Source organism: Marvinbryantia sp., assembly GCF_047017445.1.
Classification (GTDB): domain Bacteria; phylum Bacillota; class Clostridia; order Lachnospirales; family Lachnospiraceae; genus Marvinbryantia.
In genome coordinates, this window is the sequence record NZ_JBKXTT010000013.1 from 65,193 (window position 1) to 90,379 (window position 25,187).

Below are 25,187 nucleotides of genomic sequence, written 5' to 3' on the forward strand. Positions count from 1 at the left end.
GAGGAAAGTACGATGATCGAAAAACAGAAAGCATTTCTCACAGTACGTGATCTGGAAGTCATCTATACCTCCAGAAAAAAAGTTGTACAGGCAGTAAATAAGGTGTCTTTTGAAATGAACAAGGGCGAGACTCTGGCGTTGGTCGGTGAAACGGGCGCCGGGAAGACGACGATTGCAAAGGCGATCCTTGGCATTCTTCCAGATCCGCCGGCAAAGGTATTGGGCGGAAAAATCTGGCTGGATGGGGAAGAACTGCTTTCCATGCCGGAAGAAAAAATGCTTGATATAAGGGGAGGGAAGATCGCTATGATCTTCCAGGATCCGATGACAGCATTAAATCCTTTGATGACAGTTGGAGAGCAGATTATGGAAGGACTGCTTCTGCACAATGATTATGACAGGAAAGAAGCAGAGAAAAAAGCCAAAGAGATGCTGGAAATGGTTGGGATTCCGGCGCAGAGAAGTGTGGAATATCCCTTTGAGTTTTCCGGCGGAATGAAACAGCGCGTAGTGATAGCAATGGCACTCGCCTGTAATCCATTGCTGCTTCTGGCGGACGAACCGACTACTGCACTGGATGTTACGATCCAGGCGCAGGTGCTGGATTTGATCAAAGATTTAAAGAAAAAATATAATACTTCCATGATCCTGATTACGCATGATCTTGGCGTAGTTGCCGAGACGAGTGATTACGTGGCGGTAGTTTACGCCGGAAAGATCGTGGAATACGGAGATAAAAAATCTGTGTTTCTGAATCCGTCTCATCCGTATACGAAAGGGTTGTTTGCTTCCCTGCCAAGTATGAATACCGGGGAGAAGCGACTAAAACCGATTCCGGGGACGCTGCCGGATCCGACGGATCTGCCGCAGGGCTGTGCATTTGCACCGCGCTGTGAGCGGGCGACAGATGCCTGCCGTAAAGGGACGGTTCCGATGATAGAGGTAGAACCGGGACATACATGCTGTTGCTGTAATCTGAAGCAGGAGGAATAGTGGAATGTCGTTAATTGAAGTACGTAATCTGAAAAAATATTTTAAAGTGCCGACAGGTATAAACCATGCTGTAGATGATGTGTCTTTTACGATTGAAAAGGGAGAGACGCTGGGAGTGGTTGGAGAATCCGGATGCGGAAAAAGTACACTTGGGCGGACGATTATCCATCTGCAGGAAGCAACAGACGGACAGATTTTTCTGAATGGAGAGGATATCACTCATGTAAAGGGGAAAAAGCTGAATGAGATCCGCGATAAAATGCAGATCGTATTCCAGGATCCCTATTCCAGTCTGAATCCGCGTATCCGTATTGAATCCATAATCAAAGAGCCGCTGAAGCATTCCGGAAAATATCATGGAAAAGCAGAAATACAGCGGCAGGCGGAAAAGCTGATGGAACTGGTAGGTATAGACGAACGCCTGCGGCAGTCTTATCCGCATGAACTTGACGGCGGAAGACGCCAGAGGGTGGGCATCGCGCGTGCGCTTGCGCTGGATCCGGAATTTATTGTATGTGATGAGCCGGTATCTGCACTGGACGTTTCTATTCAGGCACAGGTACTGAATCTTTTGATGGATCTGCAGGAGCAGATGGGTGTTGCGTATATGTTTGTCACACATGATCTTTCCGTGGTGCGTCATATTTCAAATCACATCTGCGTGATGTACCTCGGACAGCTTGTAGAAAAAGCGCCTACGGAAGAACTGTTTTCCAATACGCTGCATCCTTATACAAAAGCGCTTTTGTCGGCGATCCCGTCCACGGATATTTTTCACCCGATGCAGCGTCTGCAGCTGAAAGGCGAGATTACTTCGCCGATTAATCCCAGACCGGGATGCCGGTTTGCAGCGCGCTGCCCGTATGCAACAGAAGCCTGCCGGCAGCCGCAGGAGCTGACAGAGGTGGAGCCAGGGCATTTCGTTTCCTGCTGCAGGGTAAAGGAAATTAACTAGAAGAGGAAAAACACATGGGTAACAGAGAAGTTTTTATGTATGTCAGCTCGTGGAATGAGCATGGCGGTGTTCCGGGGCTTGGCAGATATACAGTGGATCAGGAAAGAGGTGAGATTACCTTTCTGGAAATGATCAGTGAGACAGAGTCGTTTAATGCATCACTGGTAGATGATGTGCGGGGAAAGCTTTATGTAAACAATGAAGTACCGTGTTTCCCGGGTGCACCCTATGCATCGGGAAGGATTTTTATATATGATCTCGACCCGCATACAGGGCGGGCGAAGGAAGCCGGGCGGCTGGTGACGGAATGTCCGAATCCCGCTTATCTGAGTATTGATTCCACAGGACAATATTTATTTGAGGCGCATCATTCCCTGTCTTTTTCAATGGCAAGGCATTCACGGGGGACAGATGGAATCGTGGAAACGTCCTGTGCATGGCCGGAGGCGGATGTGCAGGTGTATCGCCTGGATAAGGATGGAATGCCTGCTGAACTGGTAGAAAATATTGATCATGCACACGATTGTGAGGCACATCCGCATTCTGCGGTCGTTTCGCCTTCCGGAAGACTGCTGGCGGTAGCAGACAAGGGAACGGGTTATCTGTATTTATATACGTTTGACTATGAAAAAAAGCAGATGATTCTGCTGAATAAGATGCTGACAGACCGGGAAGGCGCTTCGCCGCGCTATGTATTGTTTCATCCGGAAAAGCCCTTTTTGTTTGTGAATCATGAAGCATCTTATGATGGTAAATGCTATGTGACTGCTTTCCGGTATCGGGAGGATGGGCAGTTAGAGCGCATCTGCGTGGTCAATGCACTGGATCAGTCGCTGCCGGTAAAGACGGATACGAGGCTGGAACAGCAGGGGTTCGTGATGGACAGGACGGGAACATATCTGTATACACTGATCAATGCGGCTGATGTGATCGGCGTACTGCGGGTAGATCAGGAGGACGGCAGCCTGGAGGTTCTGCAGAACCTTCCGGTTCCCGGTGTACGACCGCGCGGTCTGGCAATTTTTCCAAATGGGAAATATATCCTGTCTTCCTGTCTGGTAGGCGGCGAGCTGACAGTCTACCGGATAGAGAAAGACGGAAGACTGCGTGTTCACCGGCAGGGACCGAAACAGCCGGGAGCGTCGTATATGTCTTTTTATCAGCCGGGAATATGATGAAGGAGTTTATCGATATGGAAAGAACATATTGCGAGATTAAAAATACTTATATACCACTTGGACGGGAACAGGGCGGCATTCTATATGAGCCGGTATCGCCGGAGCAGAGACGGGGAACCGGTATCCTGCTGATGCATTCGGATGATACTTATTACGGCTTTGTTCCGGCACCTGAGCTGGCAAAGCGCGGGTTTACTGTGCTGGCTTCCAGAGTGGAAAAATCGTGTGAGACACTGGACCGGAAGCTGCTGGATGCAGCGCGGGCGATGACTTATCTGAAAAATCTGGACTCAGTGGAAAAGGTGGTTCTGCTTGGACATAGCGGCGGCGCCACGCTCATGAGTGCATATCAGAATGTGGCGGAAAACGGAGTAAAAACCTTTCAGGACGAAGAAAAAATTATCAAGCTTTCAGATATCGGAGAGCTTCCGGCGGCAGATGCTATTATGCTGTTGGATTCAAACTGGGGAAACGGCGTAATGACACTGCTTAGTCTGGAGCCGGGGATTTCTGACAACCTCAGCAGCCGTAATTTAAGACCGGGTTTTGATCTGTTTGATCCGGCAAATGGATTTTCGGAAAATGGTGCGCACTATTCAGAAGAATTTATCCGCAAATACCAGAAAGCGCAGGAAAAGAGAAATGAAGCTCTTATTGACGCCGCGCTGGACCGACTGCGTGCAATTGATGAAAAAAATGGTAATTTTGAAGATGATGAACCCTTTGTGGTGGCGGGCGGTTCCCAGATGGCACCAAATAACAAACTGTTTCCGCAGGATATCCGCCTTCTGAGCCACACCATTCATGAATGGCCGCAGATTTATGCGGATGGGACAATAAAAACGGAAGTAATTTATTCTCTTAGAAAACCGCATTTTACAAAAAATATGGTAACGGTAAACGAAATGGCGACGAACGTTTCTACGGTAAGAACCTATCTGACAAATTCGGCGGTGCGGACAAATGGGTTCTACTACGATGAAAGCCGTATTTACGGAATAGAATGGAAATCCAGTTATTGCTGCACGCCGGGAAATGTAATGGGAGTGACGGTTCCTGCATTGATTATGGGAATGACCGGGAGCTATGAATTTTTAGCTTCGGAGCAGATTTACGAAAATATTGCCAGCAAAGACAAGACGATTGCCTTTGTACGGGGGGCTTCCCATAACTTTACGCCACAGGAGGATGCGCAAAAGTATCCGGGCGAGTTTGGCGATACAGTAAAAAACTGCTTTGATTTTGCGGCAGACTGGCTGGAAAAGACAGGATTTTAAGGTGTGATTACATAATATCTTGAAAAGAGGAGAAGCGGATGGGAGCAGAAGAAAAAAGAATTACCGCTCTGGATATGCGGATTGCGGTTTCGGTACTGATCTGCGGATTAACGGCGACGGTTCTGGATCATTTTGGCGTAAATTTTTCTTTTGGAACTATGAAGCTGGAAATTGTACAGAAAATGACGTCATGCATTGCCTGCCTGCTCTGCTGCCAGGAAAATTTGCCAGCCAGCAGGAAAGCCAGCATTAACCGTTTGATTATTACAGCGATCGGCGGGCTGACGGCGTTGGCGGTAATTCTTATTGATCAGGCGGCAGCCAATGAATGGCTAATGCCGCTTATGGTGGCGGCAGGTGTATTACTGACACTGTATCTGTGCAAGGCGGCGGGGGTACCTTATATAAATGCCAGAATTGGCGGCGTTACGTTTGTGCTGGTTGCATGTACCCTGCCTGGAACAGCCCGCATCTGGTATGGCGTGTTCCGGCTGGTTTCTACAATGTATGCTGTGTTGGTGGTCATGGCGGTGACCTGGATGACTCAGAAAATCAGCAGCCGGTGAAACGGCTGCTGATTTTCTGAAGAAAAACATTTTTTACACTTCAATCAATTCGTATTCATCGGTTCCGATGCCGATCTTCTTTGCATGTTCGATGCAGGATTTCCAGTTTGTATCCGGATGATTCATGTGGAAATGATCGTGTCCGGTGTGATCGTGCTTCTGGCGCGCTTCATCGAGGATACTTCCGTGGATGACAGGCTGCGCATTCACCGCGTCCGCACATGCCACGTCGAGCGCTACCGGGTCGAAGGAGGCGAACATGCCCACGTCCGGCACGATCGGGAGATCGTTTTCCGCGTGACAGTCGCAGTTCGGGGAAACATCGATCACTAGGCTGATGTGGAAATTCGGCCTGCCGTCGATGACTGCCTTGGAATATTCGGCAATCTTGCAGTTTAAGATATCATTTGCCTCGTCGCTTGCCGCTTCTACCGCATCCTTCGGACAGACGCCGATGCATCTGCCGCAGCCTACGCATTTATTGTGATCGATGGAAGCCTTTCTGTCTGTCACAACAGCGGCTCCGTGCGCGCAGATCCGTGTGCAGGCTCCGCAGCCCACGCAGGCGTCCGCATTTACAGACGGCTTTCCGGCGCTGTGCATTTCCATTTTTCCGGCGCGGGAACCGCAGCCCATGCCGAGATTCTTCAGAGCGCCGCCGAAGCCGGTCGCCTCATGTCCTTTAAAATGACTCAGGCTGATGACGATATCGGCGTCCATCACGGCGCGTCCGATCTTCGCTTCCTTTACATAATCGCCGCCTTCTACCGGGACCAGCACGTCGTCCGTGCCCTTCAGACCGTCGGCGATCAGAATGTGACAACCTGTGGAAAACGGGGAGAATCCGTTCACATAAGCGCTCTCGATATGATCCAGCGCATTTTTGCGTCCGCCGACATAGAGCGTGTTGCAGTCCGTCAGAAACGGTTTGCCGCCCAGCTCCTTCACGATGTCGACCACCGTCTTTGCGTAATTCGGGCGCAGGTAGGCAAGGTTGCCCGGCTCGCCAAAGTGGATTTTAATTGCCGTATATTTATTCTCAAAATCAATGTTGGCGATGCCCGCTTTTTTAATCAGATGCGCAAGCTTCTGCTGCAGAGTGTGGTTTCCGTCTGTGCGCAGGTTGGTAAAATAAACCTTTGACTTTTCCATTATGTACCTCCTGTGAATAATTTTTACTCGTAGTTTATTATATATCACAGGAGGTGGTTCGTACAAGTGGATTTTGTATTACTCTTTACAAAAGTCTCACTTTGGTTAAATGGATTTGCGAAGGTCGCTGTGAACGGAGTGAATAGCAGCTGACTTTGCGTTTGGCTCTGCTCTGCCGGAAACGGCATCTGATTCCGTCTCGCCAGCGATGTGCGGCGGACGGAACGGATAGATACTTTCATAAGATTCCAATTCGTAATCGCTCTGCAGCGCTGAGGGGATCAGGCCGGTGCAGTCTGTCCGGGAAGCGGACTTTCCAAGGTAATCGTAGGACTCGATAATCGTCTCGTTCGTTTCTTTTCTCTTCATACGTAACGTCTCCTTTCGTGTAAACGCATCATAGTCGGGGATTTTGGCCCCAACATCATAATTAGTCCCGCGGGCAACGGGCCCAGGTATCCATTTGGCGACTCCCGCGAGGCATTTGATTTTTCAAAAAATAGTGTGTGCAGAGTCGGAAAATTCATGCGGGAAACCAGAAAAGAAGTCTGAAATTATCGTATTCGTTGAATGCTGTCCGGACGGGGATAATTTCATGGACAGCAGCCTGTGAAATATGGTATGATAGCTAACAGAGGTGCTTTATGGAAACGAAGGAACACTTTTATCAGATGTCTGGAACGCTAAAGGAAACAATAGAAAAAGAGTGGTTGGAATGATAGATTTAAAAATAATTGCCGCGCCGGTGATCGGCGGCCTGATCGGTCTTATCACGAACGGGATTGCGATCAAAATGCTGTTCCGCCCGTTCCATCCGGTGAAAATCGGCAAATTTACCCTGCCGTTTACGCCGGGACTGATCCCAAAGGAGCAGCCCCGCATCGCAAAAGCGATCGGCAAGGTAATCGGGGATAAACTGCTTGATAAAGACACGCTGCAGAAAGCGCTCGCGTCGGATACACTGCACGGCGCTTTTGACAAAAAGGTGGACAGCGTGATAGAAAAGCTCGGTCACGAAGAGGGGACGGTGCATGAATTTCTGGAACAGAAAGGGCTGTATCTTCCGGTTGATTCCGCCGTGGAATATGTGGGAGATAATGTGTCTGCTTATGTGACGGAGCGGCTCGTATCCCAGAAGATCGGGGATACTATTCTGGAGTACGCGATCGAGGAGGTTCTGTCGAATTTAAACACCATGGTGGCAATGGTAGCGGAGCCGGCGATCCGCAAGTCACAGGAGACGATTGCGCAGCGGATCGACGAGGTGATCGGGGAGCAGTGTCCGGAAATCATTAAGGGCTATATCGACGATGAATACCGGAAATGGATGGACAAGCCGATAAAGGAGGCCGCCATCTGGCTCTGGCAGAAAAAAGATATGTTCAAGGAAAAGATATGGAATCTGTATCTGGAGATACTGGAAAAGAAATCCGGGCGCTTTATCGAGCGGCTGGATGTTTCTGGTATTGTCGAGGATAAGATCAACGAGTTTGATATAAAGGAGCTGGAGGCGCTGATCATGGAGATCTCACGCAAAGAGCTGAACGCGCTGGTGTGGATCGGCGGTCTGCTCGGTGCGGTGATCGGCTTTGTGAACCTGCTTTTCTGAAGCACAGTATTTTGTGATAGAGAGGAATTGTTATGCTGAAAATAGGAAATCATCTGTCCTTCTCGAAGGGGTATCTTGCGATGGGGAAAACGGCGATAAAGCTGGGCGCGAATACTTTCGCGTTTTTTACCAGAAATCCGCGCGGCGGAAAGGCAAAGGAGATCGATCCGGCGGACGCGGCGGCGTTTCTTGAGCTTGCGAAGGAACAGGGCTTTGCAAAGCTGGTGGCGCATGCGCCTTATACCTTAAATCCCTGCTCGGCGGACGCGCATCTGCGGGAATTTGCGAAAAATACCTTTGCAGACGATCTGAAAAGGCTGGAATACACGCCGGGAAATTACTACAATTTTCATCCGGGCAGTCATGTGAAACAGGGGGCAGAAGTTGGAATTGCCTATACGGCGCAGATGTTAAACGAAACGCTCACAAAGGAGCAGAGCACGACGGTCCTGCTGGAGACGATGTCAGGCAAGGGCAGCGAGATCGGGCGGAATTTTGAGGAGCTGCGCGCCATTCTGGATAAGGTGGAGCTGCAGGAAAAGATGGGCGTCTGCCTGGACACCTGCCATGTGTGGGACGGCGGCTATGATATTGCTGAAAATCTGGACGGCGTTCTGGAGGAGTTTGACCGCATCATCGGTCTTGAGCATCTCTGTGCGATCCACTTAAACGACAGCATGAACCCGCTCGGCAGTCACAAAGACCGCCATGCGAGGATCGGCGAAGGGCAGATCGGGCTGGAGGCGCTGGTGCGCGTGATCAATCATCCGAAGCTCTGCCATCTCCCGTTTATTCTGGAGACGCCGAACGATGACGAGGGCTATACGCGGGAGATCGCGCTGCTCCGCAGCCGGTATGAACATTGAGATTTTCTTGTTGCTGTTCACGCCAGCCTCAAACACCTTTCTCTTTGAAATTCACACTTAATTCATAAATTTTATGTGGACATAATCATAGCATATGAGATATAATGATGCAAAAGGAGGTATGCTATGCAGATAACAAAGAGAAAAGAAGACATTAGTATCAGTTATATTTCTGCATTGTGCGCACATGCTGGCATAGCATATGAGATCACCCGGCATGATGCGGACAGTACAGATGGGATACTTAAAAAGACAATTACTTTGGATGGTCAGAGAAAATATAATGCTGAATTGAGAATACAGCTAAAATGTACATCATCCGTCAGCCAGTATGCAGAAAAGGATGACGCCATAACATATAAGCTAAAGGTAAAGAATTATAATGATTTATGCCTGCCGGCTACATCGCCGATTATTCTTGGGCTACTGGTGCTGCCGGAAAAGGATGAGGAGTGGTTGTCCTGGAGCCGGGAAGAATTGCTCTTAAAAGGATGTATGTATTGGGCAGAATTTTCCGGGGAGCAGGAATCATCTAAGATTGGTACGGTAAGCGTCCGAATAGAAAAAAAGAATGTACTGAATACGGAAATGCTGCTTCTTATTTTAGAAAAGGTTGCAAGGGAGGAATGGCCGTGATTTATTCAGTGGACTTTTTGAATTTGACAGAAAAGATTAATCCCCTTGCCTTTGCAAAGTATTTAAAAGATATGGGGTGGAGGTTATATCCCAGCAAAAAAACATATGTGAGAATTTATCAGTATGAGAAGCAGGGTAATTTTTATCAGGTGGTAATACCTATGGAAAAGCATCTGTCAGATTACAAAGAGGCGATGTATAAGGCGATCATGACTGTTGCAGAGGCAGAGAATAAGGCGGTCGAGCAGGTAATGCTTTATTTGCTGAATCCGAATACAGATATTTTGAAGATCAGACTGGAGAGAAAGAATATAGAAGCGGGGAGCATTCTGTTTGACGATGCTATCCGGATATATGAGAATGCAAAAAAATTACTGGCGGCAGCAGCACTGGATATACTGCATCCGAGAAAATATCACCAGGGATGCACAGATGATGTTGTTTCACATTTTTTGGCGGGATGTCGCTTTGGTCAGACAGAAATCGGAAGCTATGTGGTTTCTGTTGTCTGCCCATTTGCTGAATTGGATGAGAAAGAAAGCTATAGACAATTGAGTATTTTTTCCGGTGAGGAGCAATGCGCATCTTCTTTGACCAGACAGGTTACAAATCGTGTTATGGAAAATATCTGTCAGATTAAAATGTATATAGATGAGGACAATTTAGAAGGACTGCTTTCGAAAAGCGGGGAGAATGTCATAAGCGCCAATTTCTACGAGGCGCTAAATGGTCTAAACCTTGATTCGGAGGGAGCTAATGTGGAGTTTATCGCTGAGTGGTCTCCGGCAGTGAAAAATAAACGTGATGTGCCAGGCAGGATATTGCTTACACATGATTACTGTCAACCGATAGCGATTGCAGCGGAAAAATTGAAGGAAAAGAAGAAAACTTCAACTAAAATTGTTGGAAGGATAAATAAATTAGAGTCATCCCCGGATGTTACAAAAAGAAAAGAGGGGAAGATTACGGTCGTTTACCTTGATGAAAATGATAAAAAACGGATTACGACAGTTCAGCTTGAGAAAAGCGATTATGATAAAGCAATTGAAGCGCATGAAAAGGGGCTGTATGTGGAAATCTCGGGTAATCTGACAAGGAGTAAGCGGGCGGCTATGACATGTGAAGAATTTCGCATAATCGAGTAAGCGGATGGCGCAGAAAGTGCTGGGCCATTAATTTGAAGGAGCAGTGGATATGACAGAAAAGACAGAAAAACTGCAGCGGCTTCTGCAGGAAAAAGGCAGACTTGCGGTTGCGTATTCCGGAGGAATTGATTCGCATTTTTTGCTGGCGGCGGCACTGCGTGCGCTTGGAAGAGACAGCGTGCTGGCAGTGCTTTGCCGGGGGCTGATGATGCCGGAGGCGGAGGTGTGTGAGGCGGAAGCGCTTTTAAAAGAGATGGGAGCGGATTACCGTATCCTTGATGTGGATGTACTTGCGATTCCGGAGTTTGCAGCGAACGATAAGCGGCGCTGCTATTTCTGCAAAAAGCATCTGATGAGCAGGATACAGAAGTGCGCTGCAGAAAATGGATTTCAGACAGTGGCGGACGGAAAAAACGCGGACGATGCGAGGGTGTATCGTCCGGGAGCGCAGGCAGCGGAGGAGATTGGCATTGTCTCGCCGCTTTTTGCGTGCGGTTTTACAAAAGCAGACATCCGTGTATGCGCAAAGGAGTGGGGGATCGCCATCTGGAATAAGCCGTCGCAGGCGTGTCTGGCGTCCCGTTTCCCATACAATACGCATCTGACGGCAGAAAAGCTGCAGAAAGTGGGGGCGTCGGAAAAAATCCTGCATGATGCCGGATTTCCGGCGTGCCGTGTGCGTGTACATGGTGAAATTGCGCGCATTGAAGTGCCGCGGGAGGATATGGAAAAAATCGTGGCGCTTACCGGGCAGATTCAGAAAATAAAAGAATTGGGATTTTCGTTTGTGACGCTTGATCTGGAAGGGATCCGCAGCGGCGTGTTCGATTGAAAGGAGACTTGTTTTGTGAATACATTGGAAATTTTAAAGCAGCTGGAAGCAGGGCAGATCGATGCGCAGGAAGCGGAGAGAATGCTTAAAATAGAGCCGTTTGAGGAGCTTGGCTATGCCAAGGTGGATTATCACCGCGAGGTACGCACCGGCGTGCCGGAAATTATTTACTGTGCTGGGAAAACAAAAGAACAGATCTGCGGAATTGTGAAAAATATGCTGGCGCACGGGGCGGAGCACATTTTCGGGACACGATGCAGCCGTGAGAAATACGAGGCGGTTCTTAACGTGTGTCCGGATATGGAGTACGATGAGACGGCGCGGATCATCAGCCGCGGCAGGCCTGCGCAGCCGCTGAACAACGGCATGATCCTGGTTGCATGCGCCGGGACTTCAGATTTGCCAGTGGCAAGGGAAGCGGCGCTGACCGCGCGTTTCCTTGGAAATGAAGTGGAAGAGGTCTACGATGTGGGCGTTGCCGGGATTCACCGCCTGCTTGCAAAGGTGGACGTGATCGCCCGCGCAAATGTTGTGATCGCGGTGGCGGGCATGGAGGGCGCTCTGGCGTCGGTGATCGGCGGTCTGACGGACAAGCCGGTGATCGCGGTGCCAACGTCCGTTGGATACGGTGCAAGCTTTAACGGTCTTGCGGCGCTTTTGGCCATGCTGAACAGCTGCGCGAGCGGAACAAGCGTGGTGAATATTGACAATGGCTTCGGCGCTGGCTATATGGCGCACAGTATTAATTGCCTGGCGGGAAAGCGGAGTGAATTTTAAATGGATTTGCGAAAGCTGCTGTGAACGGAGTGAACAGCAACAATGTGAGAGCACGCTGGCAGAAAGATATTGCCTGGGTATTGACGGAAAAGGGAGGAAATAATTTGGCAAGGAAAATCTTATATTTCGATTGTGCATCCGGCATCAGCGGAGACATGACGCTCGGCGCCCTGCTGGATCTGGGGACGGATGAGCAGCAGTTTTTACGGGAACTGGAGAAGCTGCATCTGGAAGGATATCACATTGCAATAGAAGAAACAGAGAAAAACGGCATCCGCGCAAAACACGTAACAGTATGTGTGGACGGTGTGCCGGAGATAAGTGAAAATGTGAGTCTGCATGAATACGGTCATATGCACAGCGAAGTACATACACATGAGCATGGTCATATGCATGGCGAAACCGACACACATGATGATGGCCACATGCACGGCCAAGTCCATACACATGATGATGGCCACATGCACGGCCAGATCCATACACATGATGAAGGTCACATACATGGCGAAGTCCACACACATGAGCACGGTCATATGCATGGCGAAGCCCATACGCATGAGCACATGCATCCGCATCGCAATTTTGCGGACATCCGCCGGATAATCGGACAGAGCGGCCTCAACGAAAACGTGAAGGACCTGGCTCTGCGGATCTTCGGGCGCGTAGCGGCAGCGGAGGCGAAGGTACATGGAAAATCCATTGAGGAAGTACACTTCCATGAGGTCGGCGCGGTGGATTCTATTATTGATATCGTGGGCTGTGCTATCCTGATCGATATGATAAAGCCGGATGCAGTCTGCGCGTCGGTGCTCCACGAGGGGAACGGCTTTGTGAGATGCCAGCATGGCCTGCTTTCTGTTCCGGTACCGGCGACTTCGGAAGTACTGGCAGCAGCAGACGCGCCGCTTATGCAGATTGATATTGAAGGAGAGCTTGTCACCCCGACGGGCGCGGCGATCATTGCAGAGCTGGCAGAAACGTTTGGCACAATGCCGCAAATGCGGATAGAAAAAATCGGCTGGGGAGCCGGTACAAAAAATCTGTCGATACCGAATGTGCTGCGGGTTTACGCGGGTACCGATTTTGAGCCAACATCTGCTGCAGAAAAAGGCGGCAGTCGTGGATTCGATACGCCATATATGCAGGATGAGATCATGGTTCTGGAAGCGAATCTGGACGACTGCACCGGGGAAATGCTTGGAGCTGCGATGGAAACGCTCCTGGCGGCAGGCGCGCTGGATGTGTTTTACACTCCCGTTTTTATGAAGAAAAACCGCCCGGCGTACCGGCTGACAGTTCTTGCAAAGCCGCAGGACAGGGCGCACATGGAGCGGCTGATATTCCGGCACACTACAACGATCGGCATTCGCAGGCGCATAGAAGCACGCAGCATATTAAAAAGAGAACAGGTGCGGGTAAACACACCGTGCGGGGAAATGGATGCAAAGAGGGTTTATCTGGGAGAAGAGGAACGCGTCTATCCGGAATATGAAAGTGCGGTAAAACTGGCAGCGGAGAATGGGAAAGCATTGTGGGAGATTTACAGGAGCTATGAAGAATCTTGAGGCATTATACAGACGGGCAGAAGAGATAGCGATCCGTGCGCATGCAGGGCAGGTGGACAAGGGCGGAAATCCTTATATCAATCATCCGCTTGCGGTAGCGGCGGGCGTGCAGGGATACGAACTGAAAATTGTGGCGCTGCTGCACGATGTTCTGGAGGACAGCAGTGTGACGGCGCAGGATCTGCTTGCGGAAGGTTTTCCGCCGGAGCTGGTGGAAGCAATCTGCGTGCTGACACATAACAAAGAGGACGAAATGTCATATCGGGATTATATTTTTTCGGTAAAAAAGAATCCGATTGCGCGCGCGGTGAAAATATCAGACATCATGCATAATCTCGATCTTTCGAGGATCCCGAATCCGGGGGAGCGGGATTATAAGCGATGTAAAAAATATCAGAAGGCGCTGGCATATCTGCAGAGTACCGAGTGATCGGAGTGTTTTTTATGGGGAGGTATTACAATGGGCAAAATGCAGGATACACAATATGATGTGATTATTATCGGAGCAGGACCGGGCGGTATATTTTCAGCGTATCAGCTGGTGAAAAAAAGACCGGATCTGAAAATCGCGGTGTTCGAGAGCGGCAATTCGCTGGAAAAACGGAAGTGTCCGATCGACGGAAAAAAGGTAAAAAGCTGCATAAAATGCAAGCCGTGCGCGATCATGAACGGCTTTGGCGGAGCAGGCGCTTTCTCTGACGGAAAGTACAATATCACAAATGATTTCGGTGGTACGCTGTATGAGTATATTGGGAAAGAAAAAGCGCTTGAACTGATGGAGTATGTGGACGCGATCAATGTGTCTTACGGCGGCGCACAGACGAAGATGTACTCCACTGCCGGGAGCGAATTTAAGAAGCTATGCATGCAAAACAAATTAAAGCTTCTGGATGCTTCTGTGCGTCATCTGGGGACAGATATTAATTATGTGGTGCTTGAAAATCTGTACGCCGAGCTGAAGGATAAGGCAGATTTTAGATTCCGCACGCCGGTGGACCGGATTGAGATGACAGAAGAAGGCGGCTATCGGGTATTTGCGGGAGATGAGACGGCTATATGCCGTCAGTGCATTATTTCCGTGGGCAGGAGCGGAAGTAAATGGATGGAAAAAATCTGCGGGGAGCTGAAGATTCCTACAAAGTCGAACCGTGTGGATATCGGCGTCCGGGTGGAATTGCCGGCGGTGATCTTCTCCCATCTGACAGACCAGCTCTATGAGAGCAAGATCGTGTATCGCACTGAAAAATTTGAGGATAATGTGCGTACCTTCTGCATGAATCCGAACGGTATCGTCGTGAACGAAAACACCAACGGGATCGTGACGGTGAACGGGCACAGCTTCGAAGATCCGTCTAAAAAGACAGAAAACACAAACTTTGCGCTGCTGGTTGCAAAGCATTTTTCCGAGCCGTTTAAGGATAGCAATGGTTATGGCGAGAGCATCGCGAGACTGTCAAATATGCTGGGCGGCGGTGTGATCGTGCAGCGTTTCGGCGATCTGGAGCGCGGACGCAGAAGCACGAGATCCAGGATCGAAGAGGGGCTGGTGCAGCCGACGCTTGCCGCTACGCCTGGCGATTTAAGCCTTGTGCTTCCGAAGCGGATCCTGGACGGCATCATCGAGATGATCTATGCGCTTGATAAGATCGCGCCTGGCACAGCCAACGACGACACGCTGCTCTACGGTGTGGAAGTGAAATTCTATAACATGGAAGTAGCGCTGAACGACCGTCTGGAAACGATACACAAAGGCCTGTATGTGATCGGCGACGGCAGTGGCGTTACGCACTCCCTGTCCCACGCATCGGCAAGCGGCGTATATGTGGCGGACATTATTGCGGAGGAATTACCGACAGTATCATCACACAAACAAGTCAATATGGGTGGGGCAGCTGGGTGAGAACAGAGTGGAACATGTGAACTGCATCACAAAAGAGGAGTGGAAAGCACTTGTTTAGGCAGACGCCCCGGCAGATGCCGGAGCGCCTTTGCACATTTTTGTGTGCTTATTTGCATTCGAAATCAGTCGGGCTGTCGATCAGCGATGCAACCTGGAACTCGTGTCTGTGACCGTCGGCCTCTTCGGTGCAGGCTTTTGCGAAATGCACATGCTTGCCGCCGCCCACGTTAATCGCACCGGAGGATTTACCGCAGAATTCATGGTAATGACCGTCAGCAAAATCAGTGCGGAACTTTACCTCATGGTAATGATCCTGCTTGCCCGGAATCGGCATCGCTTCGCCGGAAACCGTGGCAAATCTATGATTATGACAGTCGTGGCAGTTTCTGACGACCTCGGTAATGCCCGTGATCTCATGGACATGCTGCTGTCTTTCACAATCGTTGCTTTGTGTGCTCATGGTGTCTCTCCTATCCTTTTTTACTATCATATGCCGCTAAGAGAAATCTGCTAATCAATCCCGAAAAGAGAACAGCTTCATGCCGCGTTTCCTGCAATGCCGGAAACGGAAAAACAAAAATGTCTGTGCCCGTCGCCAGACGCCTGCGAAAATGAGAAGCGGGTATCATACAAAAAATTTCCTCGGATTTTGAAAAAAGTACTTGCTTTTTTAAAAAGCTGTGTTATAGTAGTTATAGAACAAATGAAAACGAAAAATCCATTTGTTGCAAAATTCTCTGAGAAGAGGAGGGGAATGTTATGAATATCAATAAATTTACGCAAAAATCTTTGCAGGCGATCAACGACCTGGAAAAGATCGCTTATGAATACGGAAACCAGGAAATCGAACAGGAGCATCTTTTGTATGCGCTCATGAACCAGGACGACAGTCTGATCATGAAGCTGATCGAAAAGATGGAGATTCAGCCGCAGTATTTTGCAAACGCGATTATGTCGGCGCTGGAAAAACGGACAAAGGTTTCGGGCGGCAAGGTATATATCGGAAACGACCTGAACCAGGTGCTGGTGTCTGCGGAGGACGAGGCGAAGGCGATGGGTGATGAATACATTTCTGTTGAGCACCTGTTCCTGGCGCTGATCCGCCATCCGAACAAGGCTGTGAAGGAGCTTTTCAAGGAGTTCGGCATTACCCGGGAGCGTTTCCTGCAGGCACTGTCCACCGTGCGCGGCAACCAGCGCGTCACCTCGGACAACCCGGAGGCAACCTACGATACGCTGAAAAAATATGGGCAGGAGCTGGTGGAAAAGGCGCGCCAGCAGAAGCTTGATCCGGTCATCGGGCGTGATACCGAGATCCGGAACGTCATCCGTATCCTGTCCCGAAAGACGAAAAACAATCCGGTGCTCATCGGAGAGCCGGGCGTCGGCAAGACGGCGGTCGTGGAGGGGCTGGCGCAGCGTATCGTGCGCGGCGATGTCCCGGAGGGACTGAAAAATAAAAAGATTTTCTCACTGGATATGGGCGCGCTGGTGGCAGGCGCCAAGTACCGCGGCGAGTTTGAGGAACGTCTGAAGGCGGTGCTGGAGGACGTGCGCAAGAGCGACGGAGAGATGATCCTGTTCATTGATGAGCTGCATCTGATCGTTGGCGCAGGTAAGACGGATGGCGCGATGGACGCCGGAAATATGTTAAAGCCGATGCTGGCGCGCGGCGAGCTGCACTGTATCGGTGCGACCACGCTTGACGAGTACCGCCAGTACATTGAGAAGGACGCGGCGCTGGAGCGTCGTTTCCAGCCGGTGCTGGTGGATGAGCCGACCGTGGAGGATACCATTTCCATTCTGCGTGGTCTGAAGGACCGCTACGAGGTTTACCATGGCGTCAAGATCACCGACAGTGCTCTGGTGGCGGCGGCAACGCTGTCTGACCGCTATATTTCCGACCGGTTCCTTCCGGATAAGGCGATCGACCTTGTAGATGAAGCGTGCGCGCTGATCAAGACGGAAATGGATTCCATGCCGACAGAGCTGGATGAGCTGCGCCGCCGCGTCATGCAGATGGAAATCGAGGAAGCGGCGCTGAAGAAGGAGACCGATAAGCTCAGTCAGGATCGTCTGGCAAATCTGCAGAAGGAACTGGCGGAGCTGAAGGACGAATTTGCCAACATGAAGGCAAAGTGGGATAACGAGAAGAGCGCTGTGGAAAACCTGTCGAAGCTGCGTGAGCAGATCGAGGCGATGAATAAAGAAATCGAGAAGGCACAGCGTGAGTACGATCTGAACCGGGCGGCTCAGCTTCAGTACGGCGAGCTGCCGAAATTGCAGCAGCAGCTTGCAATCGAGGAAGAAAAGGTGAAAAATAAAGATCTGTCCCTGGTACACGAGAGCGTTACCGAGGAGGAGATCAGCCGGATTATTTCCCGCTGGACGGGTATTCCGGTGGCAAAGCTTACCGAGAGCGAGCGGAGTAAGATTCTGAATTTAAGCGGCGAGCTGCACAAGCGCGTGGTCGGACAGGATGACGGCGTGCAGAAGGTGACGGACGCAATACTGCGATCCAAGGCGGGTATCAAGGATCCGACCAAGCCTATCGGCTCCTTCCTGTTTATGGGACCGACCGGTGTCGGCAAAACGGAGCTGGCGAAGGCACTGGCACAGAGCCTGTTCGACGACGAGCAGAATATGGTGCGTATCGACATGAGTGAATACATGGAGAAATACTCCGTATCGCGTCTGATCGGAGCGCCTCCCGGATATGTCGGCTACGAGGAGGGCGGTCAGCTTACGGAGGCGGTGCGCAGAAAGCCGTATTCGGTCGTACTGTTTGACGAGATCGAGAAGGCGCACCCGGATGTGTTCAACGTGCTTCTGCAGGTGCTGGACGACGGGCGCATCACCGATTCCCAGGGCAGAACGGTCGACTTTAAGAATACCATTCTGATCATGACGTCCAACATCGGTTCCTCTTATCTGCTGGAGGGCATCGAGGACGACGGCACGATCAGACCGGAATGCGAGGAGCTGGTGATGAACGATCTGCGGGCACATTTCCGTCCGGAGTTTCTGAACCGTCTTGACGAGATCATTATGTTCAAGCCGCTGACGAAGGAAAACATCGGACATATCGTAGATCTGATGATGGCGGATCTCAATAAACGTCTGGAAGCCCAGGATATTTCTCTGCAGCTCACGGACGCGGCGAAGGCATTCATCATTGACGGCGGCTACGATCCGATGTACGGCGCGAGACCGCTGAAGCGGTTCCTGCAGAAAAATGTGGAGACGATGGCGGCGCGGGAGATCCTTTCCGGCGATGTGCGCGGCGGCGATGTGATCACGCTTGACGTAAAGGACGGCAGGCTGACGGCGGAGGTGCGCGCATGATACCGAAGGATCCGATGATGCTGTTAAGCTATGTCAATACACAGCTTCGCGATTTCTATCCCAGCCTGGACGCGCTCGCGGAGGGGCTGGAGCTGGATAAAGATGAGCTGGTGGAAAAATTAAAGGGCGTCGGCTATGAATACGACGCCCAACTGAATAAGTTTTTATAAGACGGGGGCAGAGAAATCTGCCCTTATATTATGTATCATTGAGCCGTAAGCGGCTGTACCTTTTCTTTGTAGATTTTTTTGAGAAGTATGGTACTTAAGATCAGCGAAACGATTTCGGCAATATTGAAGCTCCACCATACCGCGTTTAGACCGACCGTGACGGCGAGCAGATATGCCGCCGGCACAAGCACCAGGAGCTGACGAGCCACCGATACGATCAGACTGTAAACGCCGTTGCCGAGCGCCTGGAACACGGAACTGATCACAATGCAGTATCCGGCAAACAAGAAGCTCAGGCTGATGATGCGCAGCGCGGGCACGCCGATCTCCAGCATATTTTCCGATGCGTTAAAGAGCAGCAGAAGCTTATCCGGTATGAGCTGGAACACCAGCAGACCAAGGATCATGATAGCGACGGCAATGAAGACGCTCAGCTTTATAGTATCCTTGATGCGGTTTTTATTTGCGGCACCATAGTTGTAGGCAATGATCGGGATCATGCCGTTGTTCAGACCAAACACCGGCATGAACGCGAAGCTGTTCAGCTTGAAATAAACGCCGAATACCGCGGTTGCCGTCGAGGTAAACATCAGCAGAATTTTATTGAAGCAGAAATTCATTACCGAGCCGATCGCGATCATGATAATGGAGGGAACGCCGACCGCGTAAATGGTGCGGATAATGCGTCCGTTGGGGCGAAATCTCTTCAGCGTGATATGGATTTCAGAATTTTTCTTCAGATTAAAAAACAGGGCGAGCAGCATGGCAATGATCTGTCCGATGACGGTGGCGACTGCCGCTCCCGCAACGCCCATTTTCGGCATTCCAAAGAGACCGAAGATCATGATCGGATCGAGGATAATGTTAATGATCGCGCCGAGTCCCTGGGTGATCATGGTGTAAAAGGTTTTTCCGGTCGCCTGCAGGAGACGCTCGAAGGTAAACTGCATAAAAACGCCGAACGAGCAGGTGAGAATGATGGTGAGGTACTGCGTACCGTATTCGATAATAAGTGCCTCGGACGCTTTTTTTATCTGGACGGCGAAGAAAAACCGGGAGCCGAAAATCCCCATCAGCGCAAACACGATATAGCTGAGAATGCCGAGAAAAATGCCGTTGTTGGCTGCAAGGCTGGCGTCGCGCTCGTTCTTTGCGCCAAGACTGCGCGAAAGCAGCGCATTTATGCCGACGCAGGTGCCGGATGCAACCGCTGTCATCAGATTCTGCACGGGGAACGCCAGCGAAACGGCGGTCAGCGCATACTCGTCGATTCTGGATACAAAAATGCTGTCTACGATATTGTAGAGCGCCTGCACCAGCATCGAGAGCATGATCGGCAGCGACATGGAGATCAGCAGCTTCGGGATAGGCATGACGCCCATTTTGTTTTCTTTTACCTGGGTTTGTTGCATGTGTTTCTTCCTTTCTTCCTTACGTATAAGTAGCCACTCAATCTGAAGATATCGTGGCTAAGTAATTTCTAAGTATAGCAGGGTAAATATTGTTTGTCTACAAATGTTTTGCAAAAGAGGGAAAAATCGTTTATACTGAAAATGATCTGCGTGCTCGTATTTGCATGAACAGCGCAGATCGCAGTATACTAAGCGAAAGAAATCCTGTGCGGAGGAAAGATTTATGGAGAAAGACAAGAAAAAAAGACCATGGGTGACGTATCTGGCGCTCGCTCAGCTCGCGATCGCGGTGGCGATCATGACATACGGCACATTTTCCAAAAAGCTGACGGGGCGGCAGTCGGATATTCTGATCACGGCTTCGCTGCTGATCTTCTGGATTTTAACGGATATTGTCGAGCCAGTCGTGATGAAGCGGTTCGCAGGGATCACGCAGGAGCAGAAAACGGCTTATATGAAGTTTATTGCGCTTGATTTTGCCGGACTTGCCGGAATCGCATATTTCCTGTACAGTATGGGAAATGCAGGCGGAAACGGTATTGTGGGCGCGATGATCTACGTGATCACCATGAAGCCAAAGCGTGACAGCCAGGACGTTTTTTATCACGGTGTGAAGGAAACGGAACCGGAGATATCAGAGGAGACAGACGAAGCGGCGGGGAAAGACGAAGCGGCAGGCGAAACAGCGCCGGAGCGGGCAGACGACCAGACAGCAGGTCAAACAGCGCCGGAGCGGGCAGACGACCAGACAGCAGGTCAAATGGTGACGGAGCAGCAGGAAAGCGACGGAGAGGCATAGAGCGCAGGAAGTCAAATGCCCCGCAGGAGGCCGCGGGGATGACCTGGCTTGTTCTTTCCGCCAAAAGGGACGGGGATCTGACCCTCGCGGCAATTGCCAAATGGATGTGCGGGCATATGCCGGGCTCGTTGCGCGCGGGAATAAATCCGCGGACGCACGCATACGATAGGAACAAGAAATCAGCAGAGTGTGCCTATGAAGGAAACGATGATCCGCGGCGGACGGTGGATGTTCGTGCTGTTCGCATTTATGATTTTTTTCAGCATTTACGTACAAAAGCAGCAGGAAACACAGGCGGTCGGCGCGCAGCCGGATGCGGGAGCGGAAAATGTACAGCCGGATTCCCAAGATGCAGCCGCGCAGTCAGATATAGAAGAAGATAGTATGCCGCAGAAAATTGCGCTCACCTTTGACGACGGTCCCCATCCGGTGTACACGCAGAAGCTCCTGGAGGGGCTGCGGCAGCGTGGCGTGAAAGCCACGTTTTTTGTAGTTGGAGAGAACATCCCGGGGCGGGAGGAGCTGATACGGCAGATGGCGGAGGACGGACATTTAATCGGAAATCACACCTATGACCATGCGGACGTCAGCAAAATGAGCAGTGAAAAGGTGTGCGAGGAGCTGCAGAAAACCAGTGACCTTGTGGAAGAAATCACCGGGGAGGCGACGCCCTACGTGCGCCCGCCGTTCGGCAACTGGGACGATAATCTGGACTGCCTCATCTCGATGATCCCTGTGCGCTGGACGATCGATCCCTTAGACTGGACGACGGCAAACACCGCACAGATTGTCGACAAAGTAGTGACAAAGGCATCCGACAACGACATCATTCTGCTGCACGACTACTACGAATCTTCTGTAGAAGCGGCGCTGCAGATCGTGGATATCCTGCAGGCGCGCGGTTTTGTGTTCGTGACGGTGGAGGAGCTGCTGCTGGAATAAACAGGGGCGCAGCGTTACCGTTGACGCCGGTCTCAAACTGTGAATGGTGTGAACGGCAATGGTCCGGCAAAGGTTACTGTTCAGGTCAGGACTTTGCATTCACTGCGACGCGCAGCTAGTCCTGTGGGCAAAGTCCGTAAGAAAGTGATACAGGTGTGAGCAAATCCCATTCGCGGAGCGAATTTTAAATGGATTTGCGAATGTTACTGTGAACGACGTGAACAGTAACCGGCAAAGGAAGAACAGGAAGGAAATACGATGGATTTATTTGATTATATGAGACAAAATACCATGGAGCGTGAAGCGCCGCTTGCTTCGCGCCTGCGCCCGCGCACACTGGAGGAGGTGGTCGGGCAGCAGGAGATCATCGGGGAGGGAAAGCTTTTGTACCGTGCGATCAAGGCGGATAAGCTGAGCTCGCTGATTTTTTACGGACCGCCCGGCACGGGGAAAACAACGCTTGCGAAGGTGATCGCCAACACGACCAGCGCCGATTTTAAGCAGATCAATGCGACGGTTGCCGGGAAAAAAGACATGGAGGACGTGGTGAGGGCGGCGAAGGACAGCCTTGGCATGTATGGAAGAAAGACGATTCTTTTCGTGGATGAGATTCACCGCTTCAACAAGGGGCAGCAGGATTATCTTCTGCCGTTTGTGGAGGACGGCACACTGATCCTCATCGGAGCGACGACGGAGAATCCGTATTTTGAGGTGAACAGCGCGCTCATTTCCCGCTCCGTCGTGTTTGAGCTGAAGCCGCTCGCGAAGGAGGACATCTGCAAGTTAATTGACCGCGCGGTGTACGATAAAGAGCGCGGGATGGGCAATTACGGCGCGGTGATCGATGAGGATGCAAAGAATTTTCTGGCGGATGTGGCGGGCGGAGACGCCCGGGCAGCGCTGAACGCAGTGGAGCTTGGCGTTCTCACAACAGAGCGCGGCAGTGATGGGAAAATTCATCTGACGCTTGACGTAGCGTCAGAGTGCATTCAGAAACGGGCGGTGCGTTATGACAAAACAGGGGACAATCATTACGATACGATCTCGGCGTTCATCAAGAGTATGCGCGGCTCTGATCCCGACGCGGCGGTCTATTATCTTGCGAGGATGCTGTATGCGGGTGAGAGCGTGACGTTTATTGCGCGCCGTATCATGATCTGCGCATCGGAGGATGTGGGAAACGCAGACCCGCAGGCTCTGCAGGTGGCGGTTGCCGCGGCGCAGGCGGTAGAGCGCGTCGGAATGCCGGAGGCGCAGATCATTCTTTCACAGGCGGTCCTGTACGTTGCCACGGCGCCAAAGAGCAATGCCGCCTGCAACGCGGTGTTCTCGGCGGCGGAGGCAGTGAAAAATTTCAAGGCGACCGTGCCGGTGCATCTGCAGGATTCCCATTATAAAGGAGCGGCAAAGCTCGGCCACGGCGTTGGCTATGAGTATGCGCACGACTTCCCGAAACACTTTTCGCGGCAACAGTATCTGCCCGATGAGATCAAAGACCAGGTATTCTATCATCCATCCGAAAATGGATACGAAAAGCAGATCCGGAAATATATGGACTGGTTACATGAGGCGTGAGAAAAGGGCTTCCTTGCCGGACCGCGGCTTTCTGCCCGCAGTAAAAAGCGGGCTGCGTCTGCCGGAATTTCTGGCGCGTCTGAGCTTTGCGCGGTACTTTTGCTTCAGCAGCTTATTTTTCATAGCATACTCATTTTTCTGCATACGTGCCTGCTGCTTCGTGTCCTTTCTGGCAAGCTTTTTCATCTCGGCGGTTTGTATCCGGGCGGTGTTTCTCACGGACAGCCCGATAACAAGTACGCCGATCGCCGCCTGGATAGCGAGCGTAAGCTTTTCCTGTTGATCCTGGGTTAAATTCATTATGTACTCCTTTTTGAATAAATGAGTTTTTATTTTCCACCAGTATACCACACAGAAGGAAAAAGGGGAAGAGGTAGCCGCGCCTTGTTGACAGGAAATGCAGCGGAAGCTATAATCTATAAATAGGTAATTTGGAAAAGGGAGCGGAGGAAAAATGCAGGACCAGGCAGAAACGCAGAGACGCATGTGGGGTGAAAAGCCGTACCGCTCTCTGGATTTCCGACTGCGGGAGCAGTTTGGCGAAAAAGTGTATAAGCTTTCTCTGAACGGAGGAATGACCTGCCCGAACCGCGATGGAACCGTGGGAACGGGCGGCTGTATTTTCTGCAGCGCGGGCGGGAGCGGGGAATTTGCCGCCGACCGCAGTCTGTCGATTACAGAGCAGATTCGTTGGCAGAAGGAAGCATTGCGTAAAAAGAAGCCGGCGAGAAAATACATCGCCTATTTTCAGGCATACACAAACACGTACGCGCCTGCGGCATATCTGGAAAAAATCTTTACGGAAGCAATCGGGGATGACGAGGTGGCGGTGCTCTCGGTAGCCACAAGACCAGACTGCCTGCCCGAAGAAGTGCTGGAGCTTCTTGGGCGACTGAATCACAAAAAGCCCGTGTGGGTAGAGCTGGGGCTGCAGACGATACATCCGCAGACGGCGCGCTTTATCCGCAGAGGCTATGAGCTTTCCTGCTTTGAGGAGGCGGTGCGCGGGCTGCGCAGCCGCAATATTGAAGTGATCGTACACACCATTCTGGGGCTTCCGGGAGAGGGACGAAAAGAAATACTGGAGACGATAGACTATCTGAATCGGGCAGACATCCAGGGCATCAAGCTGCAGCTATTGCACATTCTGCGCGGCACGGATCTCGGGGAACTGTACCTGCGGCAGATGCACGGCGCGCGCGGCTGCGATGAAATACCGGATGCAAACGATGCGGCGGAGCAGCCTGCGATACAGGTTCTGTCTATGGACGCTTACATTGACCTGATCCTGGATTGTGTGGTGCATTTGTCGCCGGATATCACGATCCATCGGCTGACAGGGGACGGCCCGAAAGAGCTTCTTTTAGCTCCGCTCTGGAGCAGCAAAAAGCGGACGGTGCTGAACACCATTCACAGCCGGATGAGGGAAGAGGCAATCTGGCAGGGGAAATATTTTTCAGAGCAATGATAGAAGGGGCAGCAGACTCCGGCAA

The 25,187-nt window shown here is 51.0% G+C and carries 25 protein-coding genes; 20 read left to right on the forward strand and 5 right to left on the reverse strand.

Features of this window, described 5'->3' with window-relative positions; translation table 11 throughout:
* Positions 1-12 precede the first annotated feature (12 nt).
* The 5 genes from ACLU9Q_RS14550 to ACLU9Q_RS14570 are packed head-to-tail and all read left to right on the forward strand — an operon-like array spanning position 13 to position 4,969.
* A complete protein-coding gene (locus ACLU9Q_RS14550; protein WP_296831445.1) occupies positions 13-993 on the forward strand; it encodes an ABC transporter ATP-binding protein in 981 nt (326 codons plus the stop codon).
* A 4-nt stretch (positions 994-997) separates the two neighbouring features.
* Positions 998-1,948, forward strand: coding sequence for an ABC transporter ATP-binding protein (locus tag ACLU9Q_RS14555; protein ID WP_296831444.1), 951 nt, complete (start codon positions 998-1,000; stop codon positions 1,946-1,948).
* A gap of 14 nt (positions 1,949-1,962) precedes the next feature.
* The gene (locus ACLU9Q_RS14560) at positions 1,963-3,123 is read left to right on the forward strand and encodes a lactonase family protein (protein ID WP_296831441.1); all 1,161 of its coding nucleotides are present in this window, start codon (positions 1,963-1,965) and stop codon (positions 3,121-3,123) included.
* A gap of 17 nt (positions 3,124-3,140) precedes the next feature.
* On the forward strand, positions 3,141-4,403 hold the full coding sequence (locus ACLU9Q_RS14565; RefSeq protein WP_296831440.1) for an alpha/beta hydrolase: 1,263 nt from the start codon (positions 3,141-3,143) through the stop codon (positions 4,401-4,403).
* 38 nt (positions 4,404-4,441) lie between these two features.
* Complete coding sequence (locus tag ACLU9Q_RS14570; protein ID WP_296831438.1) at positions 4,442-4,969, forward strand: hypothetical protein; 528 nt, start codon at positions 4,442-4,444, stop codon at positions 4,967-4,969.
* Positions 4,970-5,002: 33 nt separating this feature from the next.
* Here ACLU9Q_RS14570 and ACLU9Q_RS14575 read toward each other — a convergent pair whose 3' ends face one another.
* Both ACLU9Q_RS14575 and ACLU9Q_RS14580 read right to left on the reverse strand, forming a co-directional pair.
* Positions 5,003-6,121 (reverse strand): DUF362 domain-containing protein, encoded by a 1,119-nt coding sequence (locus ACLU9Q_RS14575; RefSeq protein ID WP_296831436.1) that lies wholly within the window; start codon positions 6,119-6,121, stop codon positions 5,003-5,005.
* Between the two features lie 105 nt (positions 6,122-6,226).
* Positions 6,227-6,490 carry a hypothetical protein gene (locus ACLU9Q_RS14580; protein ID WP_296831434.1) on the reverse strand — a complete coding sequence of 88 codons (264 nt, stop codon included), beginning with the start codon at positions 6,488-6,490 and terminating at the stop codon, positions 6,227-6,229.
* 346 nt (positions 6,491-6,836) lie between these two features.
* On the opposite strand from ACLU9Q_RS14580, the gene ACLU9Q_RS14585 reads away from it, so the two are divergent.
* From ACLU9Q_RS14585 to ACLU9Q_RS14625, 9 genes are all read left to right on the forward strand, one after another.
* Positions 6,837-7,730, forward strand: coding sequence for a DUF445 domain-containing protein (locus tag ACLU9Q_RS14585; RefSeq protein WP_296831432.1), 894 nt, complete (start codon positions 6,837-6,839; stop codon positions 7,728-7,730).
* Positions 7,731-7,762: 32 nt separating this feature from the next.
* Entirely contained in the window at positions 7,763-8,596 is an 834-nt protein-coding gene (locus tag ACLU9Q_RS14590) for a deoxyribonuclease IV (protein ID WP_296831430.1), read from the forward strand.
* A gap of 126 nt (positions 8,597-8,722) precedes the next feature.
* Positions 8,723-9,232 (forward strand): DUF4365 domain-containing protein, encoded by a 510-nt coding sequence (locus ACLU9Q_RS14595; RefSeq protein WP_296831429.1) that lies wholly within the window; start codon positions 8,723-8,725, stop codon positions 9,230-9,232.
* Positions 9,223-10,377, forward strand: a complete 1,155-nt coding sequence (locus ACLU9Q_RS14600) for a hypothetical protein (protein ID WP_298512757.1) — start codon at positions 9,223-9,225, stop codon at positions 10,375-10,377. The genes ACLU9Q_RS14595 and ACLU9Q_RS14600 overlap by 10 nt, the downstream gene beginning before the upstream one ends.
* A gap of 49 nt (positions 10,378-10,426) precedes the next feature.
* Positions 10,427-11,209 (forward strand): ATP-dependent sacrificial sulfur transferase LarE, encoded by a 783-nt coding sequence (gene larE / locus ACLU9Q_RS14605; RefSeq protein ID WP_296831425.1) that lies wholly within the window; start codon positions 10,427-10,429, stop codon positions 11,207-11,209.
* A gap of 15 nt (positions 11,210-11,224) precedes the next feature.
* Complete coding sequence (larB, locus tag ACLU9Q_RS14610) at positions 11,225-11,986, forward strand: nickel pincer cofactor biosynthesis protein LarB (protein ID WP_296831423.1); 762 nt, start codon at positions 11,225-11,227, stop codon at positions 11,984-11,986.
* A gap of 104 nt (positions 11,987-12,090) precedes the next feature.
* Positions 12,091-13,551, forward strand: coding sequence for a nickel pincer cofactor biosynthesis protein LarC (gene larC, locus ACLU9Q_RS14615; protein ID WP_296831421.1), 1,461 nt, complete (start codon positions 12,091-12,093; stop codon positions 13,549-13,551).
* Positions 13,538-13,981 (forward strand): GTP pyrophosphokinase, encoded by a 444-nt coding sequence (locus tag ACLU9Q_RS14620; RefSeq protein WP_296831419.1) that lies wholly within the window; start codon positions 13,538-13,540, stop codon positions 13,979-13,981. The genes larC and ACLU9Q_RS14620 overlap by 14 nt, the downstream gene beginning before the upstream one ends.
* Positions 13,982-14,011: 30 nt before the next feature.
* Complete coding sequence (locus ACLU9Q_RS14625) at positions 14,012-15,451, forward strand: NAD(P)/FAD-dependent oxidoreductase (RefSeq protein WP_296831417.1); 1,440 nt, start codon at positions 14,012-14,014, stop codon at positions 15,449-15,451.
* Positions 15,452-15,557: 106 nt separating this feature from the next.
* Here the strand turns inward: ACLU9Q_RS14625 and ACLU9Q_RS14630 are convergent, their stop codons facing one another.
* Positions 15,558-15,911, reverse strand: a complete 354-nt coding sequence (locus ACLU9Q_RS14630; RefSeq protein ID WP_296831415.1) for a YmaF family protein — start codon at positions 15,909-15,911, stop codon at positions 15,558-15,560.
* A 299-nt stretch (positions 15,912-16,210) separates the two neighbouring features.
* Between ACLU9Q_RS14630 and clpB the strand changes: the two genes are divergently transcribed.
* Together clpB and ACLU9Q_RS14640 are read left to right on the forward strand one after the other, a co-directional pair.
* Positions 16,211-18,796: an ATP-dependent chaperone ClpB gene (clpB, locus tag ACLU9Q_RS14635; protein ID WP_296831413.1), complete on the forward strand. Its 2,586-nt coding sequence runs from the start codon at positions 16,211-16,213 to the stop codon at positions 18,794-18,796.
* A complete protein-coding gene (locus ACLU9Q_RS14640; RefSeq protein WP_296831411.1) occupies positions 18,793-18,966 on the forward strand; it encodes a DUF4250 domain-containing protein in 174 nt (57 codons plus the stop codon). The genes clpB and ACLU9Q_RS14640 overlap by 4 nt, the downstream gene beginning before the upstream one ends.
* Before the next feature lie 35 nt (positions 18,967-19,001).
* Here the strand turns inward: ACLU9Q_RS14640 and ACLU9Q_RS14645 are convergent, their stop codons facing one another.
* Entirely contained in the window at positions 19,002-20,378 is a 1,377-nt protein-coding gene (locus tag ACLU9Q_RS14645) for an MATE family efflux transporter (RefSeq protein WP_296831409.1), read from the reverse strand.
* A 223-nt stretch (positions 20,379-20,601) separates the two neighbouring features.
* Between ACLU9Q_RS14645 and ACLU9Q_RS14650 the strand changes: the two genes are divergently transcribed.
* The 3 genes from ACLU9Q_RS14650 to ACLU9Q_RS14660 all read left to right on the forward strand — a co-directional run bounded on the left by ACLU9Q_RS14650 (position 20,602) and on the right by ACLU9Q_RS14660 (position 23,694).
* The gene (locus ACLU9Q_RS14650; protein ID WP_296831408.1) at positions 20,602-21,177 is read left to right on the forward strand and encodes a hypothetical protein; all 576 of its coding nucleotides are present in this window, start codon (positions 20,602-20,604) and stop codon (positions 21,175-21,177) included.
* A gap of 195 nt (positions 21,178-21,372) precedes the next feature.
* Complete coding sequence (locus tag ACLU9Q_RS14655) at positions 21,373-22,119, forward strand: polysaccharide deacetylase family protein (protein ID WP_296831406.1); 747 nt, start codon at positions 21,373-21,375, stop codon at positions 22,117-22,119.
* Positions 22,120-22,377: 258 nt separating this feature from the next.
* Entirely contained in the window at positions 22,378-23,694 is a 1,317-nt protein-coding gene (locus ACLU9Q_RS14660; protein WP_296906328.1) for a replication-associated recombination protein A, read from the forward strand.
* Here the strand turns inward: ACLU9Q_RS14660 and ACLU9Q_RS14665 are convergent.
* Positions 23,680-23,994, reverse strand: coding sequence for a hypothetical protein (locus tag ACLU9Q_RS14665; RefSeq protein WP_296831402.1), 315 nt, complete (start codon positions 23,992-23,994; stop codon positions 23,680-23,682). The two genes, ACLU9Q_RS14660 and ACLU9Q_RS14665, sit on opposite strands and share 15 nt — an antisense overlap.
* 154 nt (positions 23,995-24,148) lie before the next feature.
* Here ACLU9Q_RS14665 and ACLU9Q_RS14670 point away from each other — a divergent pair, with 154 nt between their 5' ends.
* Positions 24,149-25,162 (forward strand): TIGR01212 family radical SAM protein, encoded by a 1,014-nt coding sequence (locus ACLU9Q_RS14670; protein ID WP_296831400.1) that lies wholly within the window; start codon positions 24,149-24,151, stop codon positions 25,160-25,162.
* Positions 25,163-25,187: the final 25 nt, after the last annotated feature.

Excerpts from the sequence above, each read along its gene's own strand:
- ACLU9Q_RS14550 (WP_296831445.1), top strand. The coding sequence starts at position 13 with ATGATCGAAAAACAGAAAGCATTTCTCACAGTACGTGATCTGGAAGTC.
- ACLU9Q_RS14555 (WP_296831444.1), top strand. The coding sequence starts at position 998 with ATGTCGTTAATTGAAGTACGTAATCTGAAAAAATATTTTAAAGTGCCG.
- ACLU9Q_RS14560 (WP_296831441.1), top strand. The coding sequence starts at position 1,963 with ATGGGTAACAGAGAAGTTTTTATGTATGTCAGCTCGTGGAATGAGCAT.
- ACLU9Q_RS14565 (WP_296831440.1), top strand. The coding sequence starts at position 3,141 with ATGGAAAGAACATATTGCGAGATTAAAAATACTTATATACCACTTGGA.
- ACLU9Q_RS14570 (WP_296831438.1), top strand. The coding sequence starts at position 4,442 with ATGGGAGCAGAAGAAAAAAGAATTACCGCTCTGGATATGCGGATTGCG.
- ACLU9Q_RS14575 (WP_296831436.1), bottom strand. The coding sequence starts at position 6,121 with ATGGAAAAGTCAAAGGTTTATTTTACCAACCTGCGCACAGACGGAAAC.
- ACLU9Q_RS14580 (WP_296831434.1), bottom strand. The coding sequence starts at position 6,490 with ATGAAGAGAAAAGAAACGAACGAGACGATTATCGAGTCCTACGATTAC.
- ACLU9Q_RS14585 (WP_296831432.1), top strand. The coding sequence starts at position 6,837 with ATGATAGATTTAAAAATAATTGCCGCGCCGGTGATCGGCGGCCTGATC.
- ACLU9Q_RS14590 (WP_296831430.1), top strand. The coding sequence starts at position 7,763 with ATGCTGAAAATAGGAAATCATCTGTCCTTCTCGAAGGGGTATCTTGCG.
- ACLU9Q_RS14595 (WP_296831429.1), top strand. The coding sequence starts at position 8,723 with ATGCAGATAACAAAGAGAAAAGAAGACATTAGTATCAGTTATATTTCT.
- ACLU9Q_RS14600 (WP_298512757.1), top strand. The coding sequence starts at position 9,223 with ATGGCCGTGATTTATTCAGTGGACTTTTTGAATTTGACAGAAAAGATT.
- larE (WP_296831425.1), top strand. The coding sequence starts at position 10,427 with ATGACAGAAAAGACAGAAAAACTGCAGCGGCTTCTGCAGGAAAAAGGC.
- ACLU9Q_RS14620 (WP_296831419.1), top strand. The coding sequence starts at position 13,538 with ATGAAGAATCTTGAGGCATTATACAGACGGGCAGAAGAGATAGCGATC.
- ACLU9Q_RS14625 (WP_296831417.1), top strand. The coding sequence starts at position 14,012 with ATGGGCAAAATGCAGGATACACAATATGATGTGATTATTATCGGAGCA.
- ACLU9Q_RS14630 (WP_296831415.1), bottom strand. The coding sequence starts at position 15,911 with ATGAGCACACAAAGCAACGATTGTGAAAGACAGCAGCATGTCCATGAG.
- clpB (WP_296831413.1), top strand. The coding sequence starts at position 16,211 with ATGAATATCAATAAATTTACGCAAAAATCTTTGCAGGCGATCAACGAC.
- ACLU9Q_RS14640 (WP_296831411.1), top strand. The coding sequence starts at position 18,793 with ATGATACCGAAGGATCCGATGATGCTGTTAAGCTATGTCAATACACAG.
- ACLU9Q_RS14645 (WP_296831409.1), bottom strand. The coding sequence starts at position 20,378 with ATGCAACAAACCCAGGTAAAAGAAAACAAAATGGGCGTCATGCCTATC.
- ACLU9Q_RS14650 (WP_296831408.1), top strand. The coding sequence starts at position 20,602 with ATGGAGAAAGACAAGAAAAAAAGACCATGGGTGACGTATCTGGCGCTC.
- ACLU9Q_RS14655 (WP_296831406.1), top strand. The coding sequence starts at position 21,373 with ATGAAGGAAACGATGATCCGCGGCGGACGGTGGATGTTCGTGCTGTTC.
- ACLU9Q_RS14660 (WP_296906328.1), top strand. The coding sequence starts at position 22,378 with ATGGATTTATTTGATTATATGAGACAAAATACCATGGAGCGTGAAGCG.
- ACLU9Q_RS14665 (WP_296831402.1), bottom strand. The coding sequence starts at position 23,994 with ATGAATTTAACCCAGGATCAACAGGAAAAGCTTACGCTCGCTATCCAG.
- ACLU9Q_RS14670 (WP_296831400.1), top strand. The coding sequence starts at position 24,149 with ATGCAGGACCAGGCAGAAACGCAGAGACGCATGTGGGGTGAAAAGCCG.